At 54.1% G+C, this 26,844-nt stretch carries 19 protein-coding genes and 1 tRNA gene; 13 read left to right on the top strand and 7 right to left on the bottom strand.

Annotation, left to right across the window (positions count from 1 at the left end; translation table 11 throughout):
• Window positions 1–74: 74 nt before the first annotated feature.
• The 7 genes from H3V09_RS03385 (at window position 75) to H3V09_RS03355 (ending at window position 6,914) form a co-directional block, all read left to right on the top strand.
• Complete coding sequence (locus H3V09_RS03385) at window positions 75–806, top strand: SGNH/GDSL hydrolase family protein (RefSeq protein WP_198190937.1); 732 nt, start codon at window positions 75–77, stop codon at window positions 804–806.
• 226 nt (window positions 807–1,032) lie between these two features.
• Window positions 1,033–2,364 carry a tyrosine--tRNA ligase gene (gene tyrS / locus H3V09_RS03380; protein WP_198190936.1) on the top strand — a complete coding sequence of 444 codons (1,332 nt, stop codon included), beginning with the start codon at window positions 1,033–1,035 and terminating at the stop codon, window positions 2,362–2,364.
• Window positions 2,365–2,387: 23 nt separating this feature from the next.
• Complete coding sequence (locus H3V09_RS03375; RefSeq protein WP_198190935.1) at window positions 2,388–4,538, top strand: helicase; 2,151 nt, start codon at window positions 2,388–2,390, stop codon at window positions 4,536–4,538.
• Window positions 4,535–5,599 carry an HAD-IIA family hydrolase gene (locus H3V09_RS03370; protein ID WP_198190934.1) on the top strand — a complete coding sequence of 355 codons (1,065 nt, stop codon included), beginning with the start codon at window positions 4,535–4,537 and terminating at the stop codon, window positions 5,597–5,599. Before H3V09_RS03375 ends, H3V09_RS03370 begins: the two co-directional genes overlap by 4 nt.
• Window positions 5,600–5,604: 5 nt before the next feature.
• Entirely contained in the window at window positions 5,605–5,925 is a 321-nt protein-coding gene (locus H3V09_RS03365) for a hypothetical protein (RefSeq protein ID WP_198190933.1), read from the top strand.
• Between the two features lie 11 nt (window positions 5,926–5,936).
• Entirely contained in the window at window positions 5,937–6,731 is a 795-nt protein-coding gene (locus tag H3V09_RS03360) for a TlyA family RNA methyltransferase (RefSeq protein WP_198191131.1), read from the top strand.
• 106 nt (window positions 6,732–6,837) lie between these two features.
• Window positions 6,838–6,914 (top strand) — tRNA-Arg (locus H3V09_RS03355).
• Between the two features lie 164 nt (window positions 6,915–7,078).
• Here the strand turns inward: H3V09_RS03355 and H3V09_RS03350 are convergent.
• Complete coding sequence (locus H3V09_RS03350) at window positions 7,079–7,279, bottom strand: hypothetical protein (RefSeq protein ID WP_110417355.1); 201 nt, start codon at window positions 7,277–7,279, stop codon at window positions 7,079–7,081.
• A gap of 472 nt (window positions 7,280–7,751) precedes the next feature.
• Between H3V09_RS03350 and H3V09_RS03345 the strand changes: the two genes are divergently transcribed.
• Together H3V09_RS03345 and H3V09_RS03340 are read left to right on the top strand one after the other, a co-directional pair.
• Window positions 7,752–8,045: a hypothetical protein gene (locus H3V09_RS03345; protein ID WP_198190932.1), complete on the top strand. Its 294-nt coding sequence runs from the start codon at window positions 7,752–7,754 to the stop codon at window positions 8,043–8,045.
• Window positions 8,046–8,436: 391 nt separating this feature from the next.
• Window positions 8,437–9,369, top strand: coding sequence for a hypothetical protein (locus H3V09_RS03340; protein ID WP_198190931.1), 933 nt, complete (start codon window positions 8,437–8,439; stop codon window positions 9,367–9,369).
• Window positions 9,370–10,091: 722 nt separating this feature from the next.
• Here the strand turns inward: H3V09_RS03340 and H3V09_RS03335 are convergent.
• From H3V09_RS03335 to H3V09_RS03315, 5 genes are all read right to left on the bottom strand, one after another.
• Window positions 10,092–10,292 carry a helix-turn-helix transcriptional regulator gene (locus H3V09_RS03335; RefSeq protein ID WP_198190930.1) on the bottom strand — a complete coding sequence of 67 codons (201 nt, stop codon included), beginning with the start codon at window positions 10,290–10,292 and terminating at the stop codon, window positions 10,092–10,094.
• Between the two features lie 1,802 nt (window positions 10,293–12,094).
• Entirely contained in the window at window positions 12,095–13,153 is a 1,059-nt protein-coding gene (locus H3V09_RS03330) for a LacI family DNA-binding transcriptional regulator (RefSeq protein WP_198190929.1), read from the bottom strand.
• A 310-nt stretch (window positions 13,154–13,463) separates the two neighbouring features.
• On the bottom strand, window positions 13,464–14,906 hold the full coding sequence (locus H3V09_RS03325) for an MFS transporter (RefSeq protein WP_015022049.1): 1,443 nt from the start codon (window positions 14,904–14,906) through the stop codon (window positions 13,464–13,466).
• 61 nt (window positions 14,907–14,967) lie between these two features.
• A complete protein-coding gene (locus tag H3V09_RS03320; protein ID WP_015022048.1) occupies window positions 14,968–15,912 on the bottom strand; it encodes a nucleoside hydrolase in 945 nt (314 codons plus the stop codon).
• 155 nt (window positions 15,913–16,067) lie between these two features.
• Window positions 16,068–16,715, bottom strand: a complete 648-nt coding sequence (locus H3V09_RS03315) for a hypothetical protein (protein WP_198190928.1) — start codon at window positions 16,713–16,715, stop codon at window positions 16,068–16,070.
• Between the two features lie 630 nt (window positions 16,716–17,345).
• Here H3V09_RS03315 and H3V09_RS03310 point away from each other — a divergent pair.
• A complete protein-coding gene (locus tag H3V09_RS03310; protein ID WP_198190927.1) occupies window positions 17,346–17,936 on the top strand; it encodes a helix-turn-helix transcriptional regulator in 591 nt (196 codons plus the stop codon).
• A gap of 1,520 nt (window positions 17,937–19,456) precedes the next feature.
• Window positions 19,457–20,692: an MFS transporter gene (locus H3V09_RS03305; protein WP_269748568.1), complete on the top strand. Its 1,236-nt coding sequence runs from the start codon at window positions 19,457–19,459 to the stop codon at window positions 20,690–20,692.
• Between the two features lie 998 nt (window positions 20,693–21,690).
• Here the strand turns inward: H3V09_RS03305 and H3V09_RS03300 are convergent.
• Window positions 21,691–22,665 (bottom strand): helix-turn-helix domain-containing protein, encoded by a 975-nt coding sequence (locus H3V09_RS03300; protein ID WP_198190925.1) that lies wholly within the window; start codon window positions 22,663–22,665, stop codon window positions 21,691–21,693.
• Window positions 22,666–22,840: 175 nt separating this feature from the next.
• Here H3V09_RS03300 and H3V09_RS03295 point away from each other — a divergent pair, with 175 nt between their 5' ends.
• Together H3V09_RS03295 and H3V09_RS03290 are read left to right on the top strand one after the other, a co-directional pair.
• Window positions 22,841–24,859 carry an ABC transporter ATP-binding protein gene (locus H3V09_RS03295; protein ID WP_198190924.1) on the top strand — a complete coding sequence of 673 codons (2,019 nt, stop codon included), beginning with the start codon at window positions 22,841–22,843 and terminating at the stop codon, window positions 24,857–24,859.
• A complete protein-coding gene (locus tag H3V09_RS03290) occupies window positions 24,860–26,617 on the top strand; it encodes an ABC transporter ATP-binding protein (protein WP_198190923.1) in 1,758 nt (585 codons plus the stop codon).
• Window positions 26,618–26,844 lie beyond the last annotated feature (227 nt).

Below are 26,844 nucleotides of genomic sequence, written 5' to 3'. Positions count from 1 at the left end.
GCCGGTGTTCGCGTTAAAATTCCGAACGGCAATTCCCCAAGAGGGACGGCAAACGGCGAAAGGCGGCGGCGGACATGAATCCGGTGGCACTGGTCCAGGCTTGGTGGGCCAAGGAGCACATCACTCTGGCAAAAGAGCCGCCCGGCTCACGCCGAGGACTGTGTTCACCTCCGGACCAAGGCCGTGACCTGGAGCCGCTGACCATGCTGGTGGTGGGCGACTCCATGGCGGTCGGCTGCGGGGTGAAGGACCAGAGCCAGGGCCTCGTCCCTGACATAGCCGCCTACCTGGCCACCCGGCTGGGTCGTCCTGTATCCTGGTCGACCCAGGGTCGGCTGGGGGCCACCATTCGCAGGGTGCGCTACAGGTTCCTGCCCGCTCTGCAGGATCATCCTGATCTGCTGGTCCTGTGTGCAGGATCCAACGACATCATGGCCAACCGCACCGATGAGCAGTGGCGGGATGACCTGGCTGCCAGCATCGAGCTGGCCAAAAACAAGGGTCGTCAGATCCTGGTCCTGAGCTCAGGTCAGCTCTATCGGGATCCTGCCCTGGGCAGGGCGCTCAGGGCTGAGGTGGAGCGTCGGATAGCCTGCCAGACGCAAACCAGCCAGCAGGTCTGTCAAGAGGCCTCGGTGCCCTTCGTGGATGCCACCCGCGACGACGTCGGTACCGACCGACCCGACTTCTGGGGCATCGATCACTTCCATCCCGGAGTAGAGGGTTACCGGCGCATGGCCGCCTGCGTGGTTGACCACATTCCCCAAGACTTAATTGATCAGTTGTCCGTGAATGCGCATTCCTGATTTGAATGCAACGATTACTCTGAGAAGTTCCCGCTGGTCGTTCTGCCTTAGCGAGACGGTTAGCGGTCAATAGTCAATCAACAGCGGCTGATTGGCAATGAATAATCAGTCCGGCTTGGTCAGGCCTTGTTTGCGGCGGTCTGCGGGTCTGCCGTGTCGGTATCTGTTGCAAGAATAGTAGGGTTTAGCATACATTCATCAAATATTCGATAGGGAGTAGCCTCTCATGTCGCAGGTCACCGATTTCAGGCAGGCGGGTTTCGACTCGCTTTTCGACGAACTCAAGTGGCGCGGTCTCATTGCCCAGTGCACGGACGAGTCCGAGCTCAGGAAGGTGCTGGCCGACCCCTCGGTGACCTATTATTGCGGATTTGACCCCACGGCCCCATCATTGCACGTGGGCAATCTGGTCCAGCTGCTCAACATGCGCCACCTGCAGGCGGCCGGTCTGCATCCCATCGCCGTTGTGGGCGGGGCCACCGGGCTGATTGGCGACCCTCGTCAGTCGGGGGAGCGCACCCTGAATCCCAAGCAGACCGTGGCCGAGTGGACCGATCGCCTTCGTGGGCAAATCGGTCGCTTCCTGGATACCGAGGGAGACAACCCCGTCCGGTTCGTCAACAACTACGAGTGGACCGGCTCCATGAGCACCATCGACTTCCTGCGCGATGTGGGCAAGAACTTCCGCATGGGCACCATGCTGGCCAAGGACACGGTGGCCCGCCGTCTGGACTCCGACGAAGGCATCTCCTTTACTGAGTTCAGCTATCAAGTGCTCCAGGGCAACGATTTTCTGGAGCTCTTTGACCGCTACGGATGCAGTCTGCAGCTTGGCGGCAGCGACCAGTGGGGGAATCTGACCAGCGGTCTGGATTTGATTCGCAAGGTGCGCAATGCATCTGTCAATGTTATGACCAGCCCGTTAATCACCGACTCCCAGGGCAAAAAGTTTGGCAAGTCGGAGGGCAATGCAGTCTGGCTGGATCCCACCATGTTCAGCCCCTACCGCTTCTACCAGTTCTGGTTCAACCAGCCTGACGACCAGGTGGTCAAGCTGCTGAAGACCTTCACCTTCCTGCCCAAGGCCGAGATTGAGCGTCTGGAGGAGAAGACCGCCCAGGATCCGGGCGCTCGCGAGGCCCAGAAGGTCCTGGCCTGGCAGGTGACCTCCTATGTGCACGGCGAGCATGCCGCTCAGGGGGCCATTGATGCCTCTGGTGCCCTCTTCGGTCGTGGCAAGACCCTGGAGGAGCTGGACGAGGATGTGCTGGATTCTGCTCTGGACGGGCTCAAGGTCGATGATGGTCAAGGCGGGCGAGCCCTGCCCGCAGCGAGCGAGGGCCAGCGTCTGGTGGAGGCCGGGGTTGCGGCCGGACTCTTCCGTTCGGTCTCCGAGGCTCGTAAGACTGTGGCATCGGGTGGTTTCTACCTGAATAACCAACGGGTCGAGGATCCGGATCAGGTATTGGGGAACAAGGACTTTCTGCATGGGCGCTTCGCCCTGGTTCGCAGAGGAAAGAAGGCCCTGGGCGCACTTGAGCGTCGGGCCGGCAAGTAGGAACGTAGGAATTAAGGACACTGATGGCAGAAGAACACAATCATTCCCGGGGCGATCGCGGACGGGGCCGGGGCGGTTCGCGTCCGGGCGGATTCCGGTCGGGCGGTCGTCGCTCTTCGGGCTTCCACAAGGGCGGTTCGCATTCGGGCGGATACCGCTCCGGAGGCTATCGTTCGGGAGGTCACCGTTCCGGCAACTTCCACAACCATGACGGCGAGGGCGGCGAAGAGCGTCGTTCCGAGAACAGGAATGGCCAAAGGCCCTTCCGCGGACGCGGACACGACCGGTTCGACCGCGACAATCGCGGATACAGACATGACCGTCAGGATGGTCACGGCGGCTTCCGCAGGGATTCCGACCGTGACCGCCACGGCCGTCGGCAGGATGGCGACCGTCCACGTCGCGACTTTCATGCCAACGGGAATGGCGGATATGGGCATCGTGATCGTGACAACAACCGCGGTCGGTCGGGGTATGGCTACCAGCGGCATGACCGTGACCGTGATCGTAGCCAGGGTTTCCACGGGGACCGCCGTCGGGATGACAACCGGAGGTTTGACCGTCGGCAGGATGAGCGGTCCGGTGGGGATCGCCCCTGGAACAACCGCTCCCGTGATGACCGTCCACGCCAGGACCGTTCACATGGGGATCGTCCCTACGGCAACCACTCTTATGGCGATCGTTCCCGTGATGATCATCGTCAAGGCGGCTATCGGGGCGACCGTTCCCGTGGCGACAGGTATCAGGGCCAGCATGGCCGTGATGACCGTCGTCGTGACGCTTATCGCCATGACGACCGCCGGGGGGCCTATCAGCGTGACCGCCAGAATGGCTATGACCGTGGTCGTCGTAACTCTGACGGGACCATCTCCTACCCCTCGCAGAACCCCTATACGGATCGTCGGCCTGGCGAGCCCAAGATGCCCAAGGGTTTGGAATGGTCCATGCTTTCCAAGGATGATCGTCTACGCCTGCGTGGACTGAGCAAGGAGCATGCCGAGAACATCGGCCTACACATTTTGGCCGCCTATGCCTTGGAAGAGACTGATCCCCAAGGTGCTCTGGCCCATGCTAAGTGGGCTGCTCGGCAGGCTTCGCGGATCGATCTTGCCCGTGAGACGTTGGCGCTGGTGGCCTACCGTCAGGGCGATTACAAGCTGGCCTTGAAGGAGTTCCGCACTGCACACCGCATGAACGGCTATTCTGATTACCTGCCTTTCATCGCCGACTGTGAACGTGGTCTGGGCAATCCTCGCAAGGCCATTGAGGAGGCTACCTCCGAGGAGGGCAGCCAGCTGCAGGGCGAGTCCAAGGCGGAGATGTTCTTGGTTTATGCCGGAGCACTGGGCGATTTGGACTTGTGGGATAAGGCCATCGAGACCGTTCAGGCCCTGGTCAAGGCCCGCGGGCTCAGCGGTGACTACCGGATGCGTGCCGTGCAGGCCGAGCAGAACTTCCTTGAACAGGCTGGTCGCAGCCAGGAGGCTCTGGAGTTGGAACCTCTGCTGGATCGACTGGAAGCGGAGTATGCCGACGAGGATGAAGACGAGGATGGTCAGAAGGACGGACAGTCCGAGGAGATCCTGATTGACTATGACCTGGAGCACCTGGATTCGGCCATGATGGAGGATCTCTCCATTGACCCGGATGGCGGTGACAATGATTCGGAGGAGGCTGAAGTCACTGATGCATCCGATCAGGGTGCCGATGACAGTAAGGTTGAGGAATCTCCTGAATCAGTAGCTTCAAACGATTCAGCGGGCTCAACTGACACAGGTGACTCAGCTGATTCGACTGAATCTTCCGATCCAGCCGTTACCTTCGACACGGTTGGTTCAACTGGTTCGTCTGACTCAACTGGTTCGTCTGACTCAACTGGTTCATCCGAAATGCCGGAATCTGAAATGCAGGAATTATCAGATGCCGTGGAGCGATTCGGGGGAGAGCCAACCCACCTTGATGCGCAAACTTCAGACGATGGTTCTCAAAGTGACAAAGCTGGTGACGAAACTTGCGTGGCTGTTACCGGTGAATCGGCTGCTGACGACGGTGGTGACACGACGGTCCAGGCTGCAGAATCTGAAGCAGACACTATCGATGTTCAAAATGAGCAGGTCAGGGATGATCGGGTCAAGGAGTCCGATACTTCTAATGAAGACAAGGCTGAATCGTGACCGTCTTCCTCAAAGGAACTGCTGACGCTCCGGCAAAGATCTACCGTCTGGCTCTACTGGACTTGGACGGTGTGGTCTACCGGGGCGCTGACCCTGTAGAGCATGCGGCCGAGGGCATCGACCGCGCTCAGTCGCTCGGCATGCGCATGGCTTACACCACCAACAATGCATCTCGGTTCCCGCATGTGGTGGCCGATCAGCTGCGCGGTTTCGGTCTGACTCTGGACGATGGTCAGGTCATCACCTCGGCCGTCGTTGCCGCACGAATGCTGCGCCGACACCTGCAGGAGGGAGCCAGGGTACTGGTCATCGGATCCGATCATCTACGAGATCAGATCCGCCTCAACGGGTTGGTACCCGTGGACAAGGCTGCAGATCAGCCAGTGGCTGTTATTCAGGCTTGGTATCCCGAACTGGGCTGGCAGGACCTGGCCCAGGCCGCCTTTGCCATCGAAAACGGTGCACGTTACTTCACCACCAACAAGGATCGGACCCTGCCCCGCGAAGGAGGTATGGCACCCGGCAACGGAGCCATGCTCCAACCGGTGATTCTGGCTACTGGCAAGCAGCCGGAGGACTCGGCCGGCAAGCCGGAATCGGCCATGTACGACGAGGCTCGGCAGCTGTTGGCCGATAGCCAGGAGAAGAACTTGGACGTTGACCAATGCCTGCCTGTAGGTGATCGTCTGGACACCGACATCGAGGCAGCCAACCGGGGTGGGTACGACTCCATGGTCGTGCTGACAGGCGTGGCCCGAACCCCCGCCATTCTGACTGCACCTGCCAAGTTGCGGCCGACCTATCTGGCTGAAGACCTGCGCGGCCTGACTATGCCACAACCCCAACCCAGTAAGGAAGCAGACCAGACCTGGCACTGCGGCGGTCAAGCCGCAAGAGTAGATGATGACGGGTATGTCACCCTGCGTGCTCTTGAGGGCGGCGGCGATCCCCTGTCAGATCTGGATGCTGTGCGAGCCTGCGCCTGTGCGCTCTGGGAGTACCAGGATCGTGGTGGAGACATGGACTCGCTGGATCTGCCCGCCTTCGTCGTAGGGGCATAGCGGCCATGTCGGAAGAGGCCAATTCCGGACAGTTCGGAGCGAATGCATCATCCCAGGAATCAAATCACTACGGGCTACCTGAGCAGTCCGGCCAGACTGGGCAGCCTGTAGGGTCTGAGTATTCTGGACGGTTCTCACAGGCAGATGATGAGGATACGACTGCATCAGCATCTGAAAAGCCCATGGATAAGCAAGCCATGGCCCCCCTCTTGGAGCGTTTCCCTGAATTGGCTGAATTGGACAATCTGGACGATGCACAACAGGTCGAGCTGCTCGGCAAGGTGCTGACGGGGCTCCAGCAGGACCTGAACCGGGAGGGCAAGTGAACGATGAGGACATGGTCGTCAGCGCTTGGGTCGGTGTGCGAAGAACCGTGGCTCTCACCCGCGACCGGCTTGACCGCATCCTGCCTGCACAGGGGTTGACGGATTCACGAGCCAGAGCCCAGGCGCTGATTCGTCAGGGTCGGGTTATGGTCAACGATCATCTGGTATCAAAACCTGCTCAGAGCGTCCAGCCAGGCGATGTGATTCTTCTGGACCCGGGCGATGACTATGCCTCACGGGGAGCGTTGAAGCTGGAGGGGGCCCTGACGGCTTTTGCGGCGCAGGGGATGCCTGGTCCGCGTGACAGGCTCTGCCTCGATATCGGGGCATCTACGGGCGGTTTCACTGATGTTCTGCTCAGGCATGGCGCACGGCGAGTTATCGCCCTTGATGTGGGCCACGGACAGCTGCTGAAAAGGATTGCCACTGATCCTAGGGTGGTTGACATGAGCGGTGTCAACATACGCGAAGTCCAGACGGGGGATCTGCCTTATTGTCCGGAATATGTGGTCTCGGATGTGTCATTTATTTCGCTGACCTATGTTATTCCTGTCCTGCCTAGGCTGCTCGCGCCTGCTGCCAACTGCTTGCTGCTGGTCAAACCCCAGTTCGAGGTCGGACGTAGCCAGCTGGGCCATCATGGCATTGTGACGGACGAGGACCGCAGGCAAGAGGCTCTGGAACGTGTCTTGGCCTGTGCAAGTGAGCATGGATTTGCTGTCCGAGCTACTATGCCATCGCCCATAACCGGAGCTCATGGCAACGTTGAATATCTGCTCTGGCTGTCTTGGCCACAGTCGGCCTAAAGCCTATGGTTTCTCGCTTCCTGTGCGACACACCAGGCTGGACAGAATCCACAATTGCGGTAATATAAATGAGTTGTCAAAAACGAATTCCTCGTCAAGATGACATGCGCCAGTAGCCCAACGGATTAGAGCAGCTGACTACGGATCAGCAGGTTGCAGGTTCGAATCCTGTCTGGCGCACCACACAGAAGCCCTACAGCCGCAACGGCTGTGGGGCTTTTCCTTTATCCGGACCAAGGCATGCAGGCCCCAAAATGTATACTCAATGTATACTAAATTGCATCGGATTATTCCGACACTCCCGACGCATAGAAAAAGCCCCGCCGGATCGGGGCTGCTGATTCGCCTCATTTGAACAGGTCCCAGATGCTGACCGTGGTCTTCCGGTAGATCTTGTTGTACATGGCTTTCCTGGGGTTTCGTATCCATCCCATGCCCTTCCTCCCGTATCCGGGAATCAGGGCCTTCTTCGCCTGCCTCTTCCACTTGCCGGTGGTTCGTGCTTTGAGGGAGCGTCTGGGGCTGGGGGTGCGCATGCCGATTTTCATTGCCTTCACTTCTCTTGGTCTTCTATGGTAAGCATGACATTTTGCCCGGTAGACGATATGCCTATGCTGTATCCGTTCTTCTCCAGATATCCGCTGCCGTCGTCTTGCACTCGATCGTTCAGCTCATCAGCGGTAACGCCAACTGTTTTCGTGATGCACGATAGACTGGGCAAAGCCTCAGAGCTTGTGTCCGAGTCCAATTCAGACATGTACAGTATGCTGTTCTCTTTTTTGTTGTACTGAATAGCATCAGATGCTTTGCTGCATTTGGCGTTGAGTCGTTTTTACCGCATCGGAGCTCTGTTCTCCGCATGCAGCCTGCGAGACTGATGCGCATATCACCAGGAGCAACGAGGCCAATTTCTTGACCATGTGATTCCTTGCATCGTCTGGGACTATCAGCACTACCAGCAAGATTAGAGCTGTATTGGGATGCCCTAAGCGCACGGGAAAGGCCGACCTGTGCAGCCAGGTGGAGGATACCCTTCAGGGTGCGCCCGGCGATATCGGCCTCTGGGGACGCAGAGCGCCCCAGCTGCTCGCCAAGCTGACAGTCCGGGTGGGCAGGCTCGCCGACGCTCCCAACCACGGACGCGACTACCGGCACCTGACCAATGCTCTCCAATGGGTCAGGATGCGCACCACGCCATCGCGGACCGGATCATCCATGGACGGATGCCTCAACCCCAAGCGCGGAGCGGATATCCTAGGCCCTCTGACGACCAGATGGCCACCTGCCCTGTATGTGGCAGATTGTGGAGCATAACAGCCATCAGACAATCCAGGATGGAGGAGTTCAAAGGCAGGACCATCACCTGCACGCCCAGGGATGCCGTCGACCGGACTCGAGGCAGACCACGTGGAAAATCAATCGCAAGCAGGTGACCCTGTGGATCAAACACGGGAAACTGCCCTCAGCAGTGAAAACGGAAGAGTCTGGTAAGTGTGTGTTCGACATCGGCGATCCCACGGTCTGCGCATACGCAACAGGAGTTGACAAAACTGGTCCGTTGACGTGTGATTGCCACGCAGGTTTTTATTGTAAGGGGCGAGCAGAGATGCCCGGATCTTTCGTATGATGTGGCTGCTTGTAGAAACGTATTTCCGGATTTTGTTGTATTCTTTACCCAGCTAAACTTGTACGAAGGAGCAAGGTTATGGCTGGGAAAAGAAGGACCGTATATTTTTACACCGGTGAAGAGACAGATAATAAGGGCAATGTCAAGGAATGGGATCCAGCTGAGTGGGAGCGATTCTTCAATGAATATAATAAACCATGGAAGTCATACTTTTTAGGGAAAAATTATTATGAAGGAGAAGTTGGCGAAAGCTCAACTCCGGTAGCAAGATATTTTCATCTTTTGAAGCCTAGGTCGCTTCACGATTGGCCGGAAGGCAAAGATGCACGGGGGAATACGAAAAGCCTGGGTGTCCATAGAAAGGCACTCGGGTTGAGCGAGATTGACGAATACACGTATTTGCTGCCGGTGGAAGGCACCAATTATGTGGCAATGTTTCGCTCTTCGGTCGGCCCGACATCCGTAGCAGCCGCTGAATGGATGACACTTTACTTGAAGCGGAAGCAAAAAAGCCGAAGCTTTGTGTTTAAGCCCGTCCCTCGCAAGAATGCCAAGGAAAAACTCCAATCTGCAGTAGGCGTAAGATCCTTGTATATCCAGTTCGAGGGACAACCGCATGGCAAGTCGGAAAGTCAGATTGAAAAGGGGGTAGCGGTCGCAGCATCGGGAAAAGGGTTGGCTGGCAGTGATAACATGAAGATTAATTTAAATATCACCCTCGATCGCACGCAGAAAGAGGGCCTTGCCGTTGACTGGCTACTTAAAGAAGCCGGGATACTCGCGAAAGGTGTAAACGGCGGATTACCTGGGGCACACGTTTCGCGGTTAAAGGTCAAGACACTCCAGCCTGGCAAAGATGGCAAAATCAAGGTCGAGCAGGTTGACTTTTTCAAAGAGAGAATGACAGTGCGAACCGAGTTCGGCGACGCTGATGAAGCCATGGATCCGAACCAGATTATTGCTGGAATGTATGATGCAATTCGTAAATTCCGGAAGAAGTCAGGACGGTAATGATACTGAGTAGGACACAAGCAGGGTGTTAATACGAGTCTTAAACTGAAATCTCTTCTACGGAGAGTTAAAGACCACTCGACAATAGTGAATACCGTATTATTGTCGTACTCCAATTTCACTTATGCTGACTAATATATCCGCTATATCCTCGACTCCCAATTTTGCGAAAATGATAGGCAACTTCAATACAGGGAATCTGTACATAGCCATGTCAACTGTCGCAGCACCGCCGGTAAGCGTCGCTGACGTAGTGGTCGTTCCGTCTTGCCTACGAGCGGGAATCTTTCAGGGGACTGGGAATAAGCGCAGGGGATGCCATGGTTAGCAACTGGCTTTCCATAAGCTACCGCAGGTTCATCAGTGCAGCATCATTACCGGAGGCATTATCGATTGATATTTTAGGCAACACGAAGCTAGCGCCGTGGTTTTTCGGGCTTTCCGTGCTATTTTGCGCTCACCTAGCCGTCGGACTGCTTTGCTGCTTCTATGTTTGATTAGGATCGTCCAGCATGACGACGTGCACGATGCACAGCATGAACTCGAACGCAGATGAACTTGGCGTAGCCTGTTAACGTGCAAGGGTCGGAACCCGAAAGAGGCTCCGGCCTCTTCTTATACCTGCCCGCAGGTGCTGTTTGCCTTCCTTCGTCTTCCTGCCGGCATGCCCCCTGCCTGGCCGCGCCACTGGCTCCAACCATTGGATGCGAGCCAGGCGGGCCTTACATCTGCTTGCGTGGTCTGCCGCCGCCTGCTCCCTGGCCTGGCCTGGCGGCGTTCCACTCGTCGATGGTCTGCTCGCTCCAGCCGCGTGTGCTCCCCACGTATACGTCGGGTTCCGGCAGCTTGTATCGTGCGAGCGCGCCTTTGGTGATGTTCAGGCGTTCTGCCACCTCGGTGAGGCTGAGGTATCTGCAGGTCACTGCTTGTGTCCTGCTGCAAGTCCGAACCCGCCGGCGGCCAGCCCGAATACCCGCGGGGATCGGTTGCCAGAAGGCGAGAGCGAGACTGCAGGTGCCGAGCGCCAATGCAACCCATCCGAATGTATTGAATTTGTCCATGTTGATTTGCCTTTGGTCTAGTCTGGAAGACGGAGGTTCCGCTTTCTATGGGCAACCGGAACCCCTTTGTCCGGTCATCGTTTCCTGTTCTGGATGATGGCGACAACTGCGGCTATCGCCTACACCGCTGAAGCGATGGAGCTGATGGCCGCCCAGATTTTTTATGGGTTGCCCTCTTTCTATCGACAATTACTATAATAACAAAGTATGTAAAGTTATCAAGAGGGGATACACCATGCATGTCTGGATCCAAGAAGCAGTGTCCCGTGCCGTACTTACAGGGGTTGTTATCAGGCGCCCAGACCGCCTGGTTGATATATGGACCACGCCAGCTCAGGCGGACCCCGCCGCGGTCGCTGCACCCACGCCCGGGCCGAGCTCCTGTCCGACAGCCGACAGCTGAGCGACGCTGCGGGCAAGCCGGCCGATCGAATTGCTTGCCCGCAGGCATTCTCCCTCCTTCTTCACCGCGGGCATTAACCTTACCTGGCCGCGCCACAACCCCTACCTCTGGACGCGAGCTAAGGCTACACATCCATATCTCTCCAGGAATGGCTATGCCAAGCAGCCACTGCAGATGGCAGACCTCGCGCAGGCGCGACAGGCTGCCCGGCGACTTGCAGCGGATCAGAGCCAAGGCCAAAGCCGGGGCAGGCGGCAAATGCCAAGCCAAACACCATGCGGAAGGTTGCAACGGAATAGGAACCGATAGCGACCATAGCGTCTCAGGGGACAGCAACAGTTGGGCAACCTTCAATGGCTTTCAAACGCTTGCCATAAAACATAGACAGAAAGAGAGGCAACGGCGCGCAATGCATGGTATCGTGAAGTCCGGCTCCATCCCGCCGAGACAAATCCGGGATCGATCCAACCTGTCCATAGTTCGGCGATTCCGGCAAAAGCACGATTTTGTGTGACACTTGGGCGGCAAAAGTCCTAACACGATAAAAGCACCTCTGAAGAGCAAGTCATCATCTACATTACTTGAACGGGTCCCGGAGGTTAATTATGGTCATCCAATAGATTTTGTTGTAGGAGGTTTTCGCGGAGTTCTGTATCCCCCCCCCCCCCCCATGCTTTTCGTTCCACATCCGGGAGTTAGGGCTTTCTTAGTCTGCCATTTTCGCCGGCTCAGATTCTCGCCTTGGGGGAGGGTCTGGGGTAAACGTGCGGATGCCGAACTTCATTGCTGCGGATACTCCTATCCGTGGCTTTCGTTCATTCGTGGGTAGCAAAGGGTTCAATTTAAGGAAGGTACGTCATATGACCCGGTCCTGCTTTTTATCCTGATTCAATGTGCACGGAAGCCAATTGTTTTCTGCCATGCCGGATTCCGAGGATTGGTGCATCTCGTTACACTGTGTGTCGTCTCTATGGATGAGTTGCCACCGTTTTGCAGCCACGATATTCAAAGAGCTGTCAATATGTCAGGATCGTAATTTCTGGTTCTTGTGGGTTGATGTCGAATTCGGTAAATAGCTGTGTATTGGATGCTCATGTCCTGGACTTGAGCAGGTCGGGTCAAGGAAAATTCTGGACACTATCCAGGATGCAGAATAATTAAGCACCGGCTCTAATATGTAAGATTTTCCATTTATCACACGTATCTGTCTATGTCCCATTTTGCAACGGACGACTGTTTAGTAGTGCGTTGTTGAGGATGATCAATCTGTTTTAGACGAAATATTCCGCACAGAACCGCGGTAGACCACCGTTGGTTCGAGAACATGCGTGACAGGCGATTCCAACCAGGTCTTATTCCTAGCGTCTTTTTGCAATTCAGAGATTCTACGCATCATTTGCGAGGAGCATGTTTTGGCCATTTCGGCGATCCCTTGATCGAAGGTTGTCAGGTTCTGCCCAACCCCTAAATGATTCAAAGTATTATCGTACCCGATGAGAGAACAGTCATCGGGTATTTTCATTCCACGTTCATTTAATCTGTTAACAAAACCAAGAGCCATCAGGTCGTTGCAGCAGAATACGGCGGTTGCACCCTTGTCGATCAGTGAATCCGCTGCTTCATAGCCGCTGCCGAAGCGATAATCTCCATTGACATCGAGCTCTGGATTAATGGGAAACCCTGCTTCTGAAAGACCGTCCAGAAAGCCCGCCTTGCGGGCCTCCGAGGTATCGGATTCCCTGTCACCGGATATGCATGCTATGCGTGTATGACCGTGACGTACCAGTATTTCAGCAGCTTGTCTTCCACCTGAATAGTTATTTGAACCCACGCTGTCGCACCAGTCCATCCCAAGAAGTCTGTCGGTGAGGATCACTGGGCAACTCATCCGAGTAACTTCTGCTTTAAGATCAGCGCTATTCCTTACGGATTCTTGAGACGGGATCAAAAACAGTCCATCGATATCCTGTGAGTCGAGTTGAATTAACAACTCATGCTCTATTTTCTCCTTGTCGTCGGAGTTGGCCACTATCAGTGAATATCCATATGACCGGCAGGTGTCTTCAATACGTTTCGCCAGCGAGGCGAAGAAGTAGTTTTCTATATCGGGGACCAGCAGGGCTAACAGCATTGAGGTATTTGTTACAAGACTGCGAGCATTCTGATTGGGAACATATTTTAACTTCTTTGCAGTCTCAATGATGAGCTTCCGTTTGTTCTTGGACATGCGGATAGGTCTATCATTGAGAACCAAAGACGCGGCGGCCACCGATACGCCAGCGGCCGAAGCAACATCCTTCAACCTTACTCGTACGCTCATAGCCGCTCCTTTTGTTTTATCCAAGTACTGTCTTATAAGACAATTCGTTGTCGACTCTTGCTGTAAACCTACAATAACAAGCAATTCGCTTTTGGACCGGGGCTGCTAAGGGAAGTGTGAACATATGTTGTTCCCCCGAGTGGTAAGGGCCCTATTGCTTTAGAAAAGTGCTTTCTACAGAGGGAAACATTGGTAGGTCATTGGGAAGGCCCGGTGACGATTGTCTTTTGATGATCGCCACCAGGCCTTACTCATTCTGTTTCTTTACAAATATGATTGTCGCCACGATTGGGCTATAAACTACTGATCATCACCGCTCATTCTGGAGGTCGGTACGAGAGCCATATAGCTTGTGACGAAGAATGAGTACCAGAACGACACCTACAATCAGGGTACCAACCGAAATGAGAGCCAGGTTGGAGTAAGTGGCACCCGCTCCGGTTTTCCCGATCAAGCTGCCTTTCGACAATGCCGGATTGGCCATCAGACTACCGAATACAGAGATTCCGATAGAACCGGTGGTGTTCATAATCAGATCATTCAGGCCAACACCACGTCCGGATTCGTCCTTATGCAGAGTTCCTAGAACCGTATCAACCAAAGGCGAATAAAGGAAGGCCTGGCCGCCGTTGAAGAAGATGGGGGCAATTGCCATGAAAATCGTGTTCTTCTGGGCTAGGAATGCAACCATCAACATGCCGATGGCCATTGAAGTCGCAGCGCAGATAATTGATGCCCCGCGACCGATCTTGTCGACAATGAAGCCGGAGCAGCATCCCACGATGACTGCAACGACAGGTCCCCATACGATGAGCAGGGACACCTTGGCGGAATTGATGGAATAAACATCGCGGCCAATGGCGTTGAGCATGGGCGAGAACCAGTTCGGCGTGAAATCAATGACGAAGACCAACAGGCATCCCAGAAGCCAGGGGACATTACGGAAGAAGCCGGGCGTGATGAAGGGCTCCTCCACCTTGTGGATGTACACCGCAAGGGCTGCAAACAGCAGAATGGAGACGATCAGCATCCACCACGCATTGAATGAGAAGAAGAGTGTGAGGAATGCAGCACCGCCACCGAAGAGTATGAAGCCTGGTACATCAATCTTTTTCCCATTACCGCTATCGCTGGGGAGGTTGTGCATCAGGATTGGGATAAAGAAGATGGTCACCACGGGAATGAGGAAGAGGAATTGCCAATGCAAGGTGGCCAGCCACCCACCTGCCAGAATTCCAATGACGTTGGAAAGTTGGAAGGCTGCAGTGAAGACGCCGAAGAATATGACTTTTAACGACGGTTTCAGATACTTCGTAGCCACCACCAGGTAGACGGAACCAGCGACCTGTTCGCCTGCCGTTTGAACTGAGCGGGCGATTATGACCACCCACAGATTGCCGGTGATGAAAAATGTGGCTAAGAATCCGAGAATCGAACCCGTCAAAAGGAAGGCCATGCCCACCATGACCATCTTTTTCAGCGAAACGAAATCTCCGAGAGATCCGTAAATGAAACAGACAATGCCGAGAATGATACCCGGTATTGCCGTGATGAGCGAAGCATGTGCGGGATCACCCACGTCTTGGCCAACTTGTTCGAAGACCAGATTAAATGCCTGCATGCACAATGTGCCCAGCACGAAGGTAATGAGCAGGGGAATCAAGGCTTTGACGGCAGCCCTGTTCGTAACTTCTGGATCTTGTCTGGGATCGAATTTATCAAGAGCTTCAGTTTGAGTATTTTGTGATGACAAAGTAGTTTCCTAACCAACCGATGCCGGGCGGCTATTGCCCGGCAAAGTTTGACGATTGTTTTCAGCGGCAGGCGGCACTTGTGCGGGACATGAATTCTCTCAGGAACCGGGGAACGTCGACCTGTACCGCGACCTCCATGGTCTTTCGTGGATCATTCAAGCGCGTGTTGTCACCGATGGTACGGCCTCGGGTAGGCCCATCCACGTCTACTTGCATGTTCATAGGCAGTGTTTTTACGAAGGTGGGATCAATGGCCACTGCGGCAGCGAGAGGATCATGCAGACCGCATCCATGAAGGTGAGGGTGGAATTTCGCATAGGCGCCGATGTAGAAATCAGTCATGTCAGCCAGGAATCTGGAGCCAGGAGTATCCATGTCGCGCCATTGCTGAGTTTCCTTCTTGGTCAGCAGCGTCTGGAGGGTGACATCCAGCCCGATCATTTTTGCGGGGATACCAGACCGAAATACTCTGTTTGCCGCTTCCGGATCCTGGGAGATATTTGCTTCCTCCCAAGGATTGACATTGCCGCAGACCGTCAAGGCTCCACCCATCAACACCACTTGACCAATTTGGTCGACGATTTCAGGTGCACGCTTAATGGCGGCATCCAAATTGGTCAATGGGCCAGTGGGAACGTAGACCAGATCCTTGCCATAGGTCTTTACGGAATCGATAATGAAATCGACAGCGCTGGTTGTTTCAGGTTCCTTATTGGAGTCGGGAATTACTACTTCGCCGATGCCGTTCTTGCCGTGAATATCCGCAGATGGAGTCAGAAACTCGTCTTTGTCGCTTGGATGGTCGATGCCGGGATAGACCGGGATTTCGGGATGGCCCAGCAGACTCAAAACGGCCAGCGAATTCCGCAAGCCCTGCTTGAGCACCACATTTCCGTAAGTGCCTGAGATTCCCAACAAATCAATGTCAGGGCTCCCAAGGGTGTAGCTCAGGGCCAAGGTGTCATCCACGCCTGTGTCCAAATCGAGAATCATCTTTTTCGCCATTGTGAAGCTCCTTCTACTCTGACTGGCTTTAATAGCGATTTCTCAACAAGCTCAGGCTTTCTCCCTGACTTGAACTTGCGTCAAAACACTACATTGTATTGATAAACCGTTATATCAACGCAACAAATTCATGATAAAACGTTAAATCTAACTTGTCAAAGCAACGTCTGTTCGAACATATATCGCGCGATACATTTATTAAATGAAATATGTAGAGCACTCAGCAAAAGAATCTTATGGGCCAAGAATGGTGTTCCGCCCAAGGGCCAGATCGTGAACCAGCGCTTGCCCAAAGGAGTGTGTAACGGGTAGAGATTCACATGGATGGGTCCATGGCGAAAAGTTGTTCTGGCTGGAAAATACTTGTGAGGACCTACCTGTTCCCACGGCTTGATGACCTGCTGATTAAGGGCATTGAGAGCAAGAGGATAATAATATAGGAACGCTAAGGGTTGGATGCTAGAAAGCTTGTCTTGATATTTGGGGCGGGAAGATGAACTGGACGGTGCTGCTGTCCAGGATGCCACAACCGGTTTTCTGGAGCGGTTGCTTATGAAGCCGACCCGAATTGTGTTGGTGTCCTGCGATTTCCTCCTGAATTCGACTTCCATGGAGGACACCTCGGCGTACTCTGAGGCATTCGGAATATCTGGCGAAAACGATGAAATACGCTGCTGTGATGATCTTGGGACCCAAGGAGCCTGTGTCGGGCAAATAGAACAGTACCGTTCCCGGTCGGGGTTTCCGAGTGCCATGGCGTTGAGTATCTGGTTGTCCAGTCCGAAGCAGCCGTTGTTTCCCACCCACTCCATGGCAGGCTCATAGTGGTTCTGAGCTCACGTATTGCATTGTCTCATGTCGGTGTCATGACGCGGTATGTAAGCCACTTATCCGAGCTGCCTTTCTTAGGATTGCTTTCGCAGATGGCCACCATTTCCAGGAGAAGACCTTTGGAATCTACGGCGATGGTTATCCATGAACCGGCTCCATTGATTATTGATGCGCAGCACATAGTAGATTTCCGTGCGTGAACCACCTCCGCCGTCATAATCTCCCGATGTAACTCGCGGATCCTGGGGGGGGGTATGACTGGGTCTTCTCCCACCGACTGCATGTCCTTATCCTTGTATCACGTAATTGCATGACGATACTCAGGGCTTGGCAATGGGCGCCGGGAGGCGGGTGTGGTTGGTGTGGTGCTGATAACCCGTCCGGGGTGTTTCCCTCCAACCTGTGTTTAGGCTGAGCCATGCCGATAATCCTTGAAAAACAAGGGTGTCAAAGACTTTAGACAGGGGAATTTTTGGTATGGAGGGGATGTGTTGATAACTTGAAGGGGTCGGGCGTGCGCAGGCCTCGATGATGCAGGCACACAGTCGTCAACCAACGATCGGCCGGCGGACGACGGCCAGGGGAAGGCGGGTGGCAGGGGTATGGAACTGGGCAGTCAGATTCGCCGGTATCGCTCGGAGCGAGGCATGTCCCAGGACGATCTTGCGGGGAGGATATTCGTGTCCCGCCAGACCATATCCAACTGGGAGAATGATCGTACCTACCCGGACGTGCAGAACCTGCTCCTTTTGTCCAACCTCTTCGACGTGACCATCGATCAGCTGATTAAAGGAGACCTCGACATCATGAAGCAGGCATTCGATAAAGACGTACGAAGCATGAAGATCCTGAATATGATCCTCTATGGCTTGGCCGCGGCCATCTTCATCGTGGATGGGCTGACGCTGTATGGGGTTGCAGTTGCCAAGCGGGAGTGGCCGTGGCCGCTTTCGCTCATGGGGCTCCTCGCCCTCCTGGTCCTGTTGGGAATGATTATCGGCCTTGAGGAGAACATTAAACGACGAAACGACATCCGGACCTACAGGGAGATCAAGGCTTTCCTGGCGGGTGAAAAGGTGGACCGGTCTGATCGTGGCCGTCTGCCCAGCCTTCGGAAGAGGCTGTTGTTGCTGCTGCTCGTAATGGTGGTCTGCGCTGTTGCCGGGTATGCTCTTGCGGCCCTGCTCTGGTGACAGCCCTCCTCGGCTGGCAATAGGAAACGGGGCTTTACCTGTACCAACTGGCCTGATGAAGCCACAACAAGAAAGCGGCATTTTCTGTGCCTTCCAGGCGCTCAGGGTGCTCACCGGTATCACCAGGATTCCGGCAGTCCCTGCGTGTATCAGTGGCTTGGTCGGCGTCGTGGCCGTGTTTTTTCTATTCGTTGTTTCTTGTGTTTGGCTTATACCTGTTCCTACGAGTTAGTGTGCGCCACCGTGAGTTCGTGCTGGTTATCGCAAAGTGAATTGAATTGATATCTGACACTTGGATGCCGGTATGGCAAAGGCATTATACATGACAAGTGGTCGAAGTCCGCTCAGGTCACAACGGCGGGCGGGTATGACGGGAAGCTAGGGCTTCTTCGTCCATGAAGTGCTTGCTGGCCATGCATGCCGAAGAGCCAGGGAAGGAGAAAGTGCCCGATGAATTCATATCTAAGGGCTTCAAGCAAAGGTACATGCTGGCAGGCGTGCCGGAGGATTGCAGTCACCGCCCGGCGCGAGCATTTCCGCTACCACGCAGACGATGAAGTGTTCATGGGAGATTGAGGACCGTATACGGTCGAACCGATACACGGCCTCCGGAACTCCTGCAGGCTCTTCAGCAAGGTCGCACACCTATGGCAGCGTGGTCTGATTGGCACGGTCAAGGGTTCAACCAAGGGATCGTTAATTGCAATCCTGCATTGGATAAAAGTTCGCTTTCCAGAAACTTCGAAATTGATATACAAATTATTCATCAATTTTTTGATGAAGGTTTGTTGCTTTTGTACTCCGAAGCGATCCTATTATTGTTGCCAACTTCAAAACTGTAGATCAGAAGTTATCCGAGCTATAGCATTTTAACAATTTTACTTCTTCGTATGGCAGCTGTTCCTTTGTGCGAAACCGGGGAGAACGCGAGGGCTTTTCGTGTTGCTCAGATAAGCAAACAGTCTGATTTTTTGTGAATGCAAATAAGGATAGATGATAGGTGGCATATGACAATTGTCTCTAATCTGAGATAAAAACGGTTAACAAAAGTTGATCATTTAGAGCAACTATTCTGGTCTCGCCCCAGGGATTAAATCAATTCATCGTCTTCAGGTGAAACCTTGAAATTCTATACAAAGCATGTTCGGCAGACCTAAACCGTCAATTCTAATGAGCAGTTATGCCCCCCCCCCCCTCCCCTCGCCGGGTACTACTGCATACGGGGGAGTGGTAGCGACTGATAGGAAACTTTCACTCATTCCCCAATCATGCCCTACTTGCGGAATTGGTTCGGTGCAAGAGGATAATAATGATTTTGTTAGTCATCCAAATCCGTTTTTTAAATAAATTCTGACGTATACAATTACTACTATTTGATTGAGTCGAATGAGATCATGGGCGAATTAACGGTGGAGAAACAAGGAGAGCAGTAACAATCTGCACAGATGTAGTTGCTCTAGAACGAGACGTTCACTCAGATCGAGTAATCCTAATTGGAGATAAAGGCCTCGGATATTGACATGGACAATTTGCTAAAGGACAGGAACAACAGATTATATCTTTCCTCGGTAGTTACAGATAACTGTGGGAGCTCTTTAATGATGTTTGCATTACCTCTCATAGTGCTGGATATAACAGGTAGCGGAATACATCTATCGTTCATCTCTGCAATCGAAACAATACCGTTCCTTATTTTGGGTCTTCCGATAGGTGCGATAATAGACAGATTAGATGTAAAGAAGATCATGATCTTTAGTGACTTGATCAGACTGCTGAGTTATTCGGTTCTTGCTATCGCTTTGGCATTGAAAGTATCGTCGGCATTTATGATTTTTATCATTTACACAGTTTCGCTTGCAGTAAGTGTGATGAATATCTTAAGCACGGTGTCGGAAATTACTTTTGTTTCATTCTTGGTTGAAAAAGAAAATTTTTCGAAATTAAACAGTACAGTGTACGGAATGCAGTACGGTGTGAATTTCGCGCTACCCATACTAGGGGGAGTGCTGTATAAATTCATTCCTCAAAGTTTGTTGACTGGCATATCTGTTGTTTTCTATTTAATCAGTCTATTGCTGGTGAATAATATAATCCTCATATCTCAGAGCGACTCTTCTGCAAGGTTTTCCTCTATTAAGCACGGTGTAAATGCAGTATTCACAGATATAAAGGATGGGGTGCGATACACGGCTAAAATCCGTGCTGTTCTGTACCCTCTTGTGCTTGCTGCCTTGGTTAATATAGCATCGGCTAACTTCCAGAACGATAGTCTGATAATCTTACGTCAACAAATGGGTCTTTCTTCTGATCAAATTGGTTTGATTTTGTCAATCGCGGCAGTCAGTGCTTTGATTGGAACGGTTGTAGTAAATTGGTTAAATAAAAAGATCGAGTTTGGCCAGCTTTTGGTACTGTCGATTATTGCCGGTTCTCTTTTTCGGGCGGTATTCGCATTAAGCGCTAATTTAGTAATTTTAGTTTCTTCAATTGCATGCATTGCGATTAATGAGTCGATTCTTAATATCAGTATAATCACGAATCGACAGAATGAAGTTGGGCAAGAGTACCTTGGTAGGGTCACGGGTATATACAAGGCAGTTCTAATCGGGGTGAATTCTATAGGCTATTTACTTGGCGGATTTGTTGCCAATAAGATAGGTTCAAGATTAGGTATCGGAATATCGGCGGTTGAACTTTTTGTAGTCTCAATGATAAGTCTATTCTTGATGACTTTTGTGAGGGTGCGTAATGATTAGTTTCACCATAAAGGGTATCCATGAGGACTTTATCGATGAAGAAAATGGGTATATCTGAGATAGGCGGCGGGATACTGCAATTTTGAGCTTGACTCGGTGAAGTAATGAGAGTTCCGTCTGGTTTGTCCATTGCTGTTTGGTGCCGGCGCACTGCCTTTTCAGCCACGCTGCATGGAGAAGATGAGACTCAATGAAGGAGTCCGAAGTGACCATGTCCGGTACCGTTCTGGAGTCTCATCGATATCCGCAATATGCTCTGTACCATGCAACTTTCACACAAACCTAAAAGCGAAAGGCGGCCACTTGGTCGTATTTTGCGCCACTAGAGTGTCGAACACAGAAGGTGAAGTCTGCTGTTGCGATGATCCTTCCACCCAGAGTGCCACTGTCGATGAAGTGGAGCGGACCAGATTTTGATCAAACTTCTCCGGTCGTGCGTTCATCATGAAAAGTGCGAAAGCCTGGCAGGGGCTGCGTTCGGTTATCGTGGATAAACGCTAAGAAGAATATCATGTTACTCGAAGGCCCATCCAGTTTCTTCGACACTGCCAATGTCTATCCGCGTGGGAATACCGAACGATACCTGGCCCAGGGCCTGAAGAAGTATGCGAAGTAGAACGGAATTGCCTCTGCCCCCAAGTCTTCTTCATGCCCGCAAGCCCACCATGCAGCAAATCGACCATAGCCTGGAACGTCCGGGAATGGACTACGTAGACCTCTATATCAATCACCGCTGGGAATGCCTTGCATCCTCGAAGAGGATATGGATGCTCTGCACAATCTGGTGAAAGCGGGAAAAGTACGTTACCTGGATGCAATCGCCATGTACGCCTGAAAGTTCCAGAAATAACGATTCGCAGCGGCAAGCCACGGATAGGCTCCTTCGTTTCGATGCAGAGCCATATGGACCTGATCGATATGTGAGGAGGAGCGTGAGATGGTTCCCATCTGCCAGGACGGGAACATCCGCAACTGCGGAAGCTTCGATTGCGGCGAGACTAACGAACACGGTTGCAGTGCTCGCGCCAAGTGATTGGGGCAACCCCGGTTTCTCTGGTGAAAGCCGCGCTGAATGAACTGGGATGCATATATCCGACCTGCCTGCCAATCCAGGCAATGTCCTCACCAGTGGACGAGAGAAGACGGCGGGCCCGGTCCATTCTTTGCTCTCTGATGTACCGGGCCAGGCTTACTCCGGTCTGATGCCTGAAGGCGAGGCATAAACGGGTGCGTCCCACATACAGGGATTGGGCTATCCGATCGATGGAAAGATCGCCGCCCAGGTTGGATTGGATATGGGTTTTGACCTGCTGGACCAGGTCGTGGTCGTGTGAGGATTCGTGTCTTTGCACAAGTGCAGAGGAAGCCTGGGCCAACATTGCCATGAGGAGGTCGATGTGTGCTTTTATGAGGAACTCCGTCTGGTCCGGCCTTCCTGGGGAAAACTTTGACATGGCGGTTAAAGCGGCCAGGGCGATATCGGATGGCCAGGGTTGGCAGAAGGCGTCAAAGAGTCCCCCGACCTGACCGGGCCATTGGTTTTCCAGCTCCATGAAATAGCCGGGCAGGATGCAGATGCTCCGGGTCCGAGAGCGAGAGCCTGCCGGTATGCGGTTGGTGACCGATCCCGCCTGCTGGATCAGGGAGACCATATTGCCTTTCTGCATGGTAAATGGCTGCACCCCATAAGGAACCGGGTTGGATACCGGGCTTTCATCCAGGGTCAGGCAGGCGTAGTCGGTCATGGCGTACTCACTGAAGCTCATCTCGCGCAGGAAGGTGATGTCGTGCCATATGACCAGGCAATAAGGACCCGCCAAATTGGCCTGGAACCTTCCCCGGCAAATGTCGCCATCGACCTGCCCTTCCAGTCCTTCTGATCGATAATGGAGTTCCATGCCGAGTTGCTCCACCTGGGGGCGATACAGGGTCTGTATCTCGCGGGATTCGGAGCGTATCGCGTGCTCTGTCATTGCTCACCTGGTTTCATCCTGCCGGCTTTGTGGCGATCTCGGCAGACTTTCGTTTTCGTTCGCACCTTTTATGGATTTATTCGTCCCTTTGTGACGGTCTTCCAGCCGTTGGCTTCTCAGATTACGTTCGATGGCAGCGGACGACAAGAGTTTTGGATGAACCTGGAGGAAAGAGATGGCCACAGACCAGACGGATTCGGGTAGCAAGCCGGATTTTGTAGAAGGTAAAGCACAGGGCGGGGGAGGCCGACCTGGCCAGGAGAGGCCACCTGCACGCAGTTCCCTAATGCGGCTGCTCGATTTCGCTGGCCCTCGCAAGGTGTTCTCCTATCTCGGCTGTGGTCTGTCCGCGCTCTCCACGATTGCCGGCCTTGGACCTTATATCTGCATATGGCTGGCGGTGAAAGACCTCCTCGCCGTAGCGCCGAAGTGGTCCCAGGCCACGGGAATCGCCACATACGGATGGGTTGGATTGGGGTTTGCGGTGGCATCCGTCATTCTGTACTGTGCAGGACTGTTGATGGCGCATCTGGCAGCTTTCCGGAGTGCCTCCAACATGCGTAAAGAGGCCATGAGCCACCTGATGAGCCTGCCCCTGGGGTATTTTGACCTCCACGCTTCAGGCGAGTTGCGTCGCACGATTGATGGCTCGGCCGGCGATACCGAGAATCTGCTTGCCCATATCCTCCCTGATGCAACCGGCTCCTTCGCCATGATTCTTGGTATGCCGATATTGATGCTGGCTTTCGACTGGCGTATGGGCCTGGCCTGTCTCTTCCCCATCCTGATCGCCCTGGTCTGCATCCGTGTCATGATGAACGATCAGGGACAGTCCTTTGTGAAGAAGTACCAGGATGCCCTGGTGCGAATGTCCAAGACCGGAACCGAATATGTCCGTGGCATTCCTGTGGTCAAGGTCTTCCAGCAGACGGTCTATTCCTTCAAGGCCTTCCACGAGGCCATCGAGCACTACAGCCGAATAGCCAGGAACTATGCCATGCAAATCTGCCACCTGCCCCAGACCATTCAGATGACGGCCCTGAACGGGACTGTAATTTTCCTTGTTCCTGTAGCCATCCTGCTGGCTTCGGGGCATGGCGACTTCACCTCTTTCCTGACTGATTTCGCCTTCTACGCCGTCTTCTCGGGCATGGTTCCCACAGCCATGACCCGTCTGCAGTTCTCCAATGAGTCCTTCAGCAAGGCCGACGATGCCTTGAACAGAATCACCGGCGTGCTCAGCATCGATCCCCTGACGGTAGTTGCCGAACCGGAACACCCGAAGTCGGCGGATGCATCCATGGAACAGGTGTCCTATAGCTATCCAGGTGCCAATCGTCCGGCACTCGATCGGATTGACTTCAAGGTGCCGGAGGGCGCAATGGTGGCTCTGGTTGGTCCCTCGGGAGGAGGAAAATCGACCTGTGCCAGTCTGGTGCCGCGTTTCTGGGATGTGGATTCGGGCAGGGTCGCTTTGGGTGGCATTGATGTCAGATCCATGGATCCCCACGATCTGATGGGGCAGGTCGCCTTCGTTTTCCAGGCCAACAGGCTCTTTTCGACGACCCTGCTCGAAAACGTCCGCGCAGCCAGGCCAGAAGCGACTCCCGAGCAGGTACTGGACGCATTGAGGGCGGCTCAGTGCGTGGACATTGTCGACAAGCTTCCCAATGGGCTGGATACCGTGCTCGGTTCGGGTGGAACCTATCTTTCCGGGGGAGAGGTCCAACGCGTGGCTCTGGCCAGGGCAATCCTCAAAAAGTCTCCCATTGTGGTTCTGGATGAGGCGACTGCTTTTGCCGATCCTGAGAACGAGGTCCTGATACAGAAGGCGCTGACCAAACTGACCCAGGCTGAAGGGGGCCGACGGCGAACCGTTCTTATGATTGCCCACCGCCTGTCGACTGTGGTCCACGTCGATCGAATTCTGGTGCTGGACGGGGGCCGTCTGGTTGAGCAGGGTACACATCGCCAGCTTCTTGATGCGCAGGGTACCTATGCCCGTCTCTGGTCTGATTACAAGCGGGCGGTTTCATGGAAGGTCAACAACTCTTCGAAGGCTGCCGGCAAAGCGGATCACAACCTCGCAGGCTCCACTGTGGGTGAGGAGTACGCCGCTTCCGGTGCCGGGCCATACGCTGCGGACTCGTCGACTGGTGATTCCGACATTCAGAGAGAAGGAGGTGAGGCATAAGTGCTCGCCTCATTCAAGAAGAAGTACGCCCTGTCCGATCAGGGCGTGAGAATCGTGGTTCTGGGAACGTTGTGGACTACACTGACCAATCTGATCATCATGGCGGGAACGGCCTCTCTTCTGCTGGTCATGAACGCTTTTGTCGGACACCTGACAGCGGGGGCGCCCCTGCCGGAGATCTTGCCCTATCTAGCTGGTCTCCTGGTCTTTGCCCTCATTCTCTTCGGCTCCTCCTGGTTCCAGTACAGTTACTTCTACGGTGCGGTCTTCAGCCAGACCGGAACTCAGCGGATCAACTTGGCCGAGAGACTGCGCAAACTGCCACTCTCATTTTTTGGGCGGCGTGACCTAGCTGATCTGACCGATACCATTCTGGGTGACGTGGCCACCATGGAACATGCCTATGCCCATGCCTTGAGCCAGCTCTACGGTGCGGTCGTCTCATCCGTCCTGATATTCCTGTCGCTTCTGCCTATCAATTGGGCTCTTGACCTGGCTGCCTTCTGGAGTGTGCCGGTGGCCTTCGCTATCATCTTTGCCACTCGACGATTTGTTGAAGCCTCGTCACGGCGCACGAGGCAGGCCCAGGTGCGGGTCAGTGACGGCATTCAGGAGGCGCTTGACTGCGTTCGGGAGATTCACGCCACCAACCAGGAAGACAGGTATCTGGACAGGCTATTCTCGACCATTGACGACACCGAAGCCACTACAGTCCGAACCGAGATGACCAATGGTCTTATAATGAACTCCGCCATGGTGGTTTTGAGGTTGGGTGTGGCAACGACCTTCCTGGTGGCTGCCGGATTGATTATCCAGGGCAGGATCGACTTCATGGTCATGTTCCTATTCCTCCTGATGGTCTCACGGATCTACTCGCCCTTTGATCAGGCGCTGATGCTGGTTTCGGAGCTCTTCCAATCCCAAGGCTCGGCCCGGCGGATCCGCTCCATCACCGAGGAACCTGTAGCCGGGGGTAGTACGGAATTCCATCCCGATGGGCACGATATCGTCTTCGACCACGTTGCCTTCTCCTATCCCGGTCTTGCGGGTAAGGCGGCAGGTGAGCCGGTTCTTGAGGATGTCGGTTTCACTGCCAAGGAGGGGGAGATTACGGCCCTGGTCGGTCCTTCGGGGTCCGGTAAATCGACCTGCGCCCGCCTTGCGGCTCGCTTCTGGGATGCCGCTTCAGGTTCCATCACCGTAGGAGGGGTGGATGTGAGCCAAGTAAATCCGGAGGTTCTCCTGCGAGACTATGCCGTGGTTTTTCAGGACGTGATGCTCTTTGATGACACGGTCTTGGGCAATATTCGGATGGGTCGGAGCGGTGCCAGTGACGAGGAGGTGTTGGCTGCAGCCAGCGCTGCCAACTGCGACCAGTTCGTCTCGCGCCTGCCACAGGGGTATGAGACGATGATTGGTGAAAACGGCTCCAGGCTTTCCGGGGGCGAGCGGCAACGAATCTCCATTGCCAGAGCCATCCTCAAGAATGCCCCGATTGTTTTGCTCGACGAGGCTACCGCCTCCCTGGATGTGGAGAACGAGACGCAGGTGCAGGAAGCCCTGTCGCAATTACTGGTGGGGAAGACCGTCATGGTCATCGCCCACCGGATGCGCACTGTCGAGCAGGCCGACAAGATTGTCGTTCTTGACCATGGGCATGTGGTCGAGCAGGGCTCTCCCCAGGAGCTTATGTCCGCAGATGGTGAGTTTGCGCGGATGGTTCGCTTGCAGGGGGAGAGCGCAGGATGGTCCTTATAGAACGAGCTTGAATCGGCTGCATGGAGGAGCCAGGAAATCAGGTCCGTTCTGCAGGAATCAAGGCTCATCAGGTCCTTGAGCATCGCGAACAACATCAAGCTGTACCTGCTCTAGGCAGGGACGCCAGGCAAGGTGCATTCGGGAAGATTCGGCCAGGTGGTGGACTCTCTGGGCATTGGGTCTATACTTGACAAAACCGCTTAAATGCTCCGGTGGGAGAAAAGCAG

The sequence above is a fragment of the Bifidobacterium sp. M0399 genome (assembly GCF_016100595.1).
In the GTDB taxonomy this organism is placed as follows: domain Bacteria; phylum Actinomycetota; class Actinomycetes; order Actinomycetales; family Bifidobacteriaceae; genus Bombiscardovia; species Bombiscardovia polysaccharolytica.
This window is presented reverse-complemented; position numbering and strand designations above follow the sequence as displayed.

Excerpts from the sequence above, each read along its gene's own strand:
- H3V09_RS03300 (WP_198190925.1), bottom strand. The coding sequence starts at position 22,665 with ATGACAGAGCACGCGATACGCTCCGAATCCCGCGAGATACAGACCCTG.
- tyrS (WP_198190936.1), top strand. The coding sequence starts at position 1,033 with ATGTCGCAGGTCACCGATTTCAGGCAGGCGGGTTTCGACTCGCTTTTC.
- H3V09_RS03310 (WP_198190927.1), top strand. The coding sequence starts at position 17,346 with ATGGAACTGGGCAGTCAGATTCGCCGGTATCGCTCGGAGCGAGGCATG.
- H3V09_RS03385 (WP_198190937.1), top strand. The coding sequence starts at position 75 with ATGAATCCGGTGGCACTGGTCCAGGCTTGGTGGGCCAAGGAGCACATC.
- H3V09_RS03375 (WP_198190935.1), top strand. The coding sequence starts at position 2,388 with ATGGCAGAAGAACACAATCATTCCCGGGGCGATCGCGGACGGGGCCGG.
- H3V09_RS03365 (WP_198190933.1), top strand. The coding sequence starts at position 5,605 with ATGTCGGAAGAGGCCAATTCCGGACAGTTCGGAGCGAATGCATCATCC.
- H3V09_RS03350 (WP_110417355.1), bottom strand. The coding sequence starts at position 7,279 with ATGAAAATCGGCATGCGCACCCCCAGCCCCAGACGCTCCCTCAAAGCA.
- H3V09_RS03295 (WP_198190924.1), top strand. The coding sequence starts at position 22,841 with ATGGCCACAGACCAGACGGATTCGGGTAGCAAGCCGGATTTTGTAGAA.
- H3V09_RS03305 (WP_269748568.1), top strand. The coding sequence starts at position 19,457 with ATGGACAATTTGCTAAAGGACAGGAACAACAGATTATATCTTTCCTCG.
- H3V09_RS03340 (WP_198190931.1), top strand. The coding sequence starts at position 8,437 with ATGGCTGGGAAAAGAAGGACCGTATATTTTTACACCGGTGAAGAGACA.
- H3V09_RS03330 (WP_198190929.1), bottom strand. The coding sequence starts at position 13,153 with ATGAGCGTACGAGTAAGGTTGAAGGATGTTGCTTCGGCCGCTGGCGTA.
- H3V09_RS03320 (WP_015022048.1), bottom strand. The coding sequence starts at position 15,912 with ATGGCGAAAAAGATGATTCTCGATTTGGACACAGGCGTGGATGACACC.
- H3V09_RS03360 (WP_198191131.1), top strand. The coding sequence starts at position 5,937 with ATGGTCGTCAGCGCTTGGGTCGGTGTGCGAAGAACCGTGGCTCTCACC.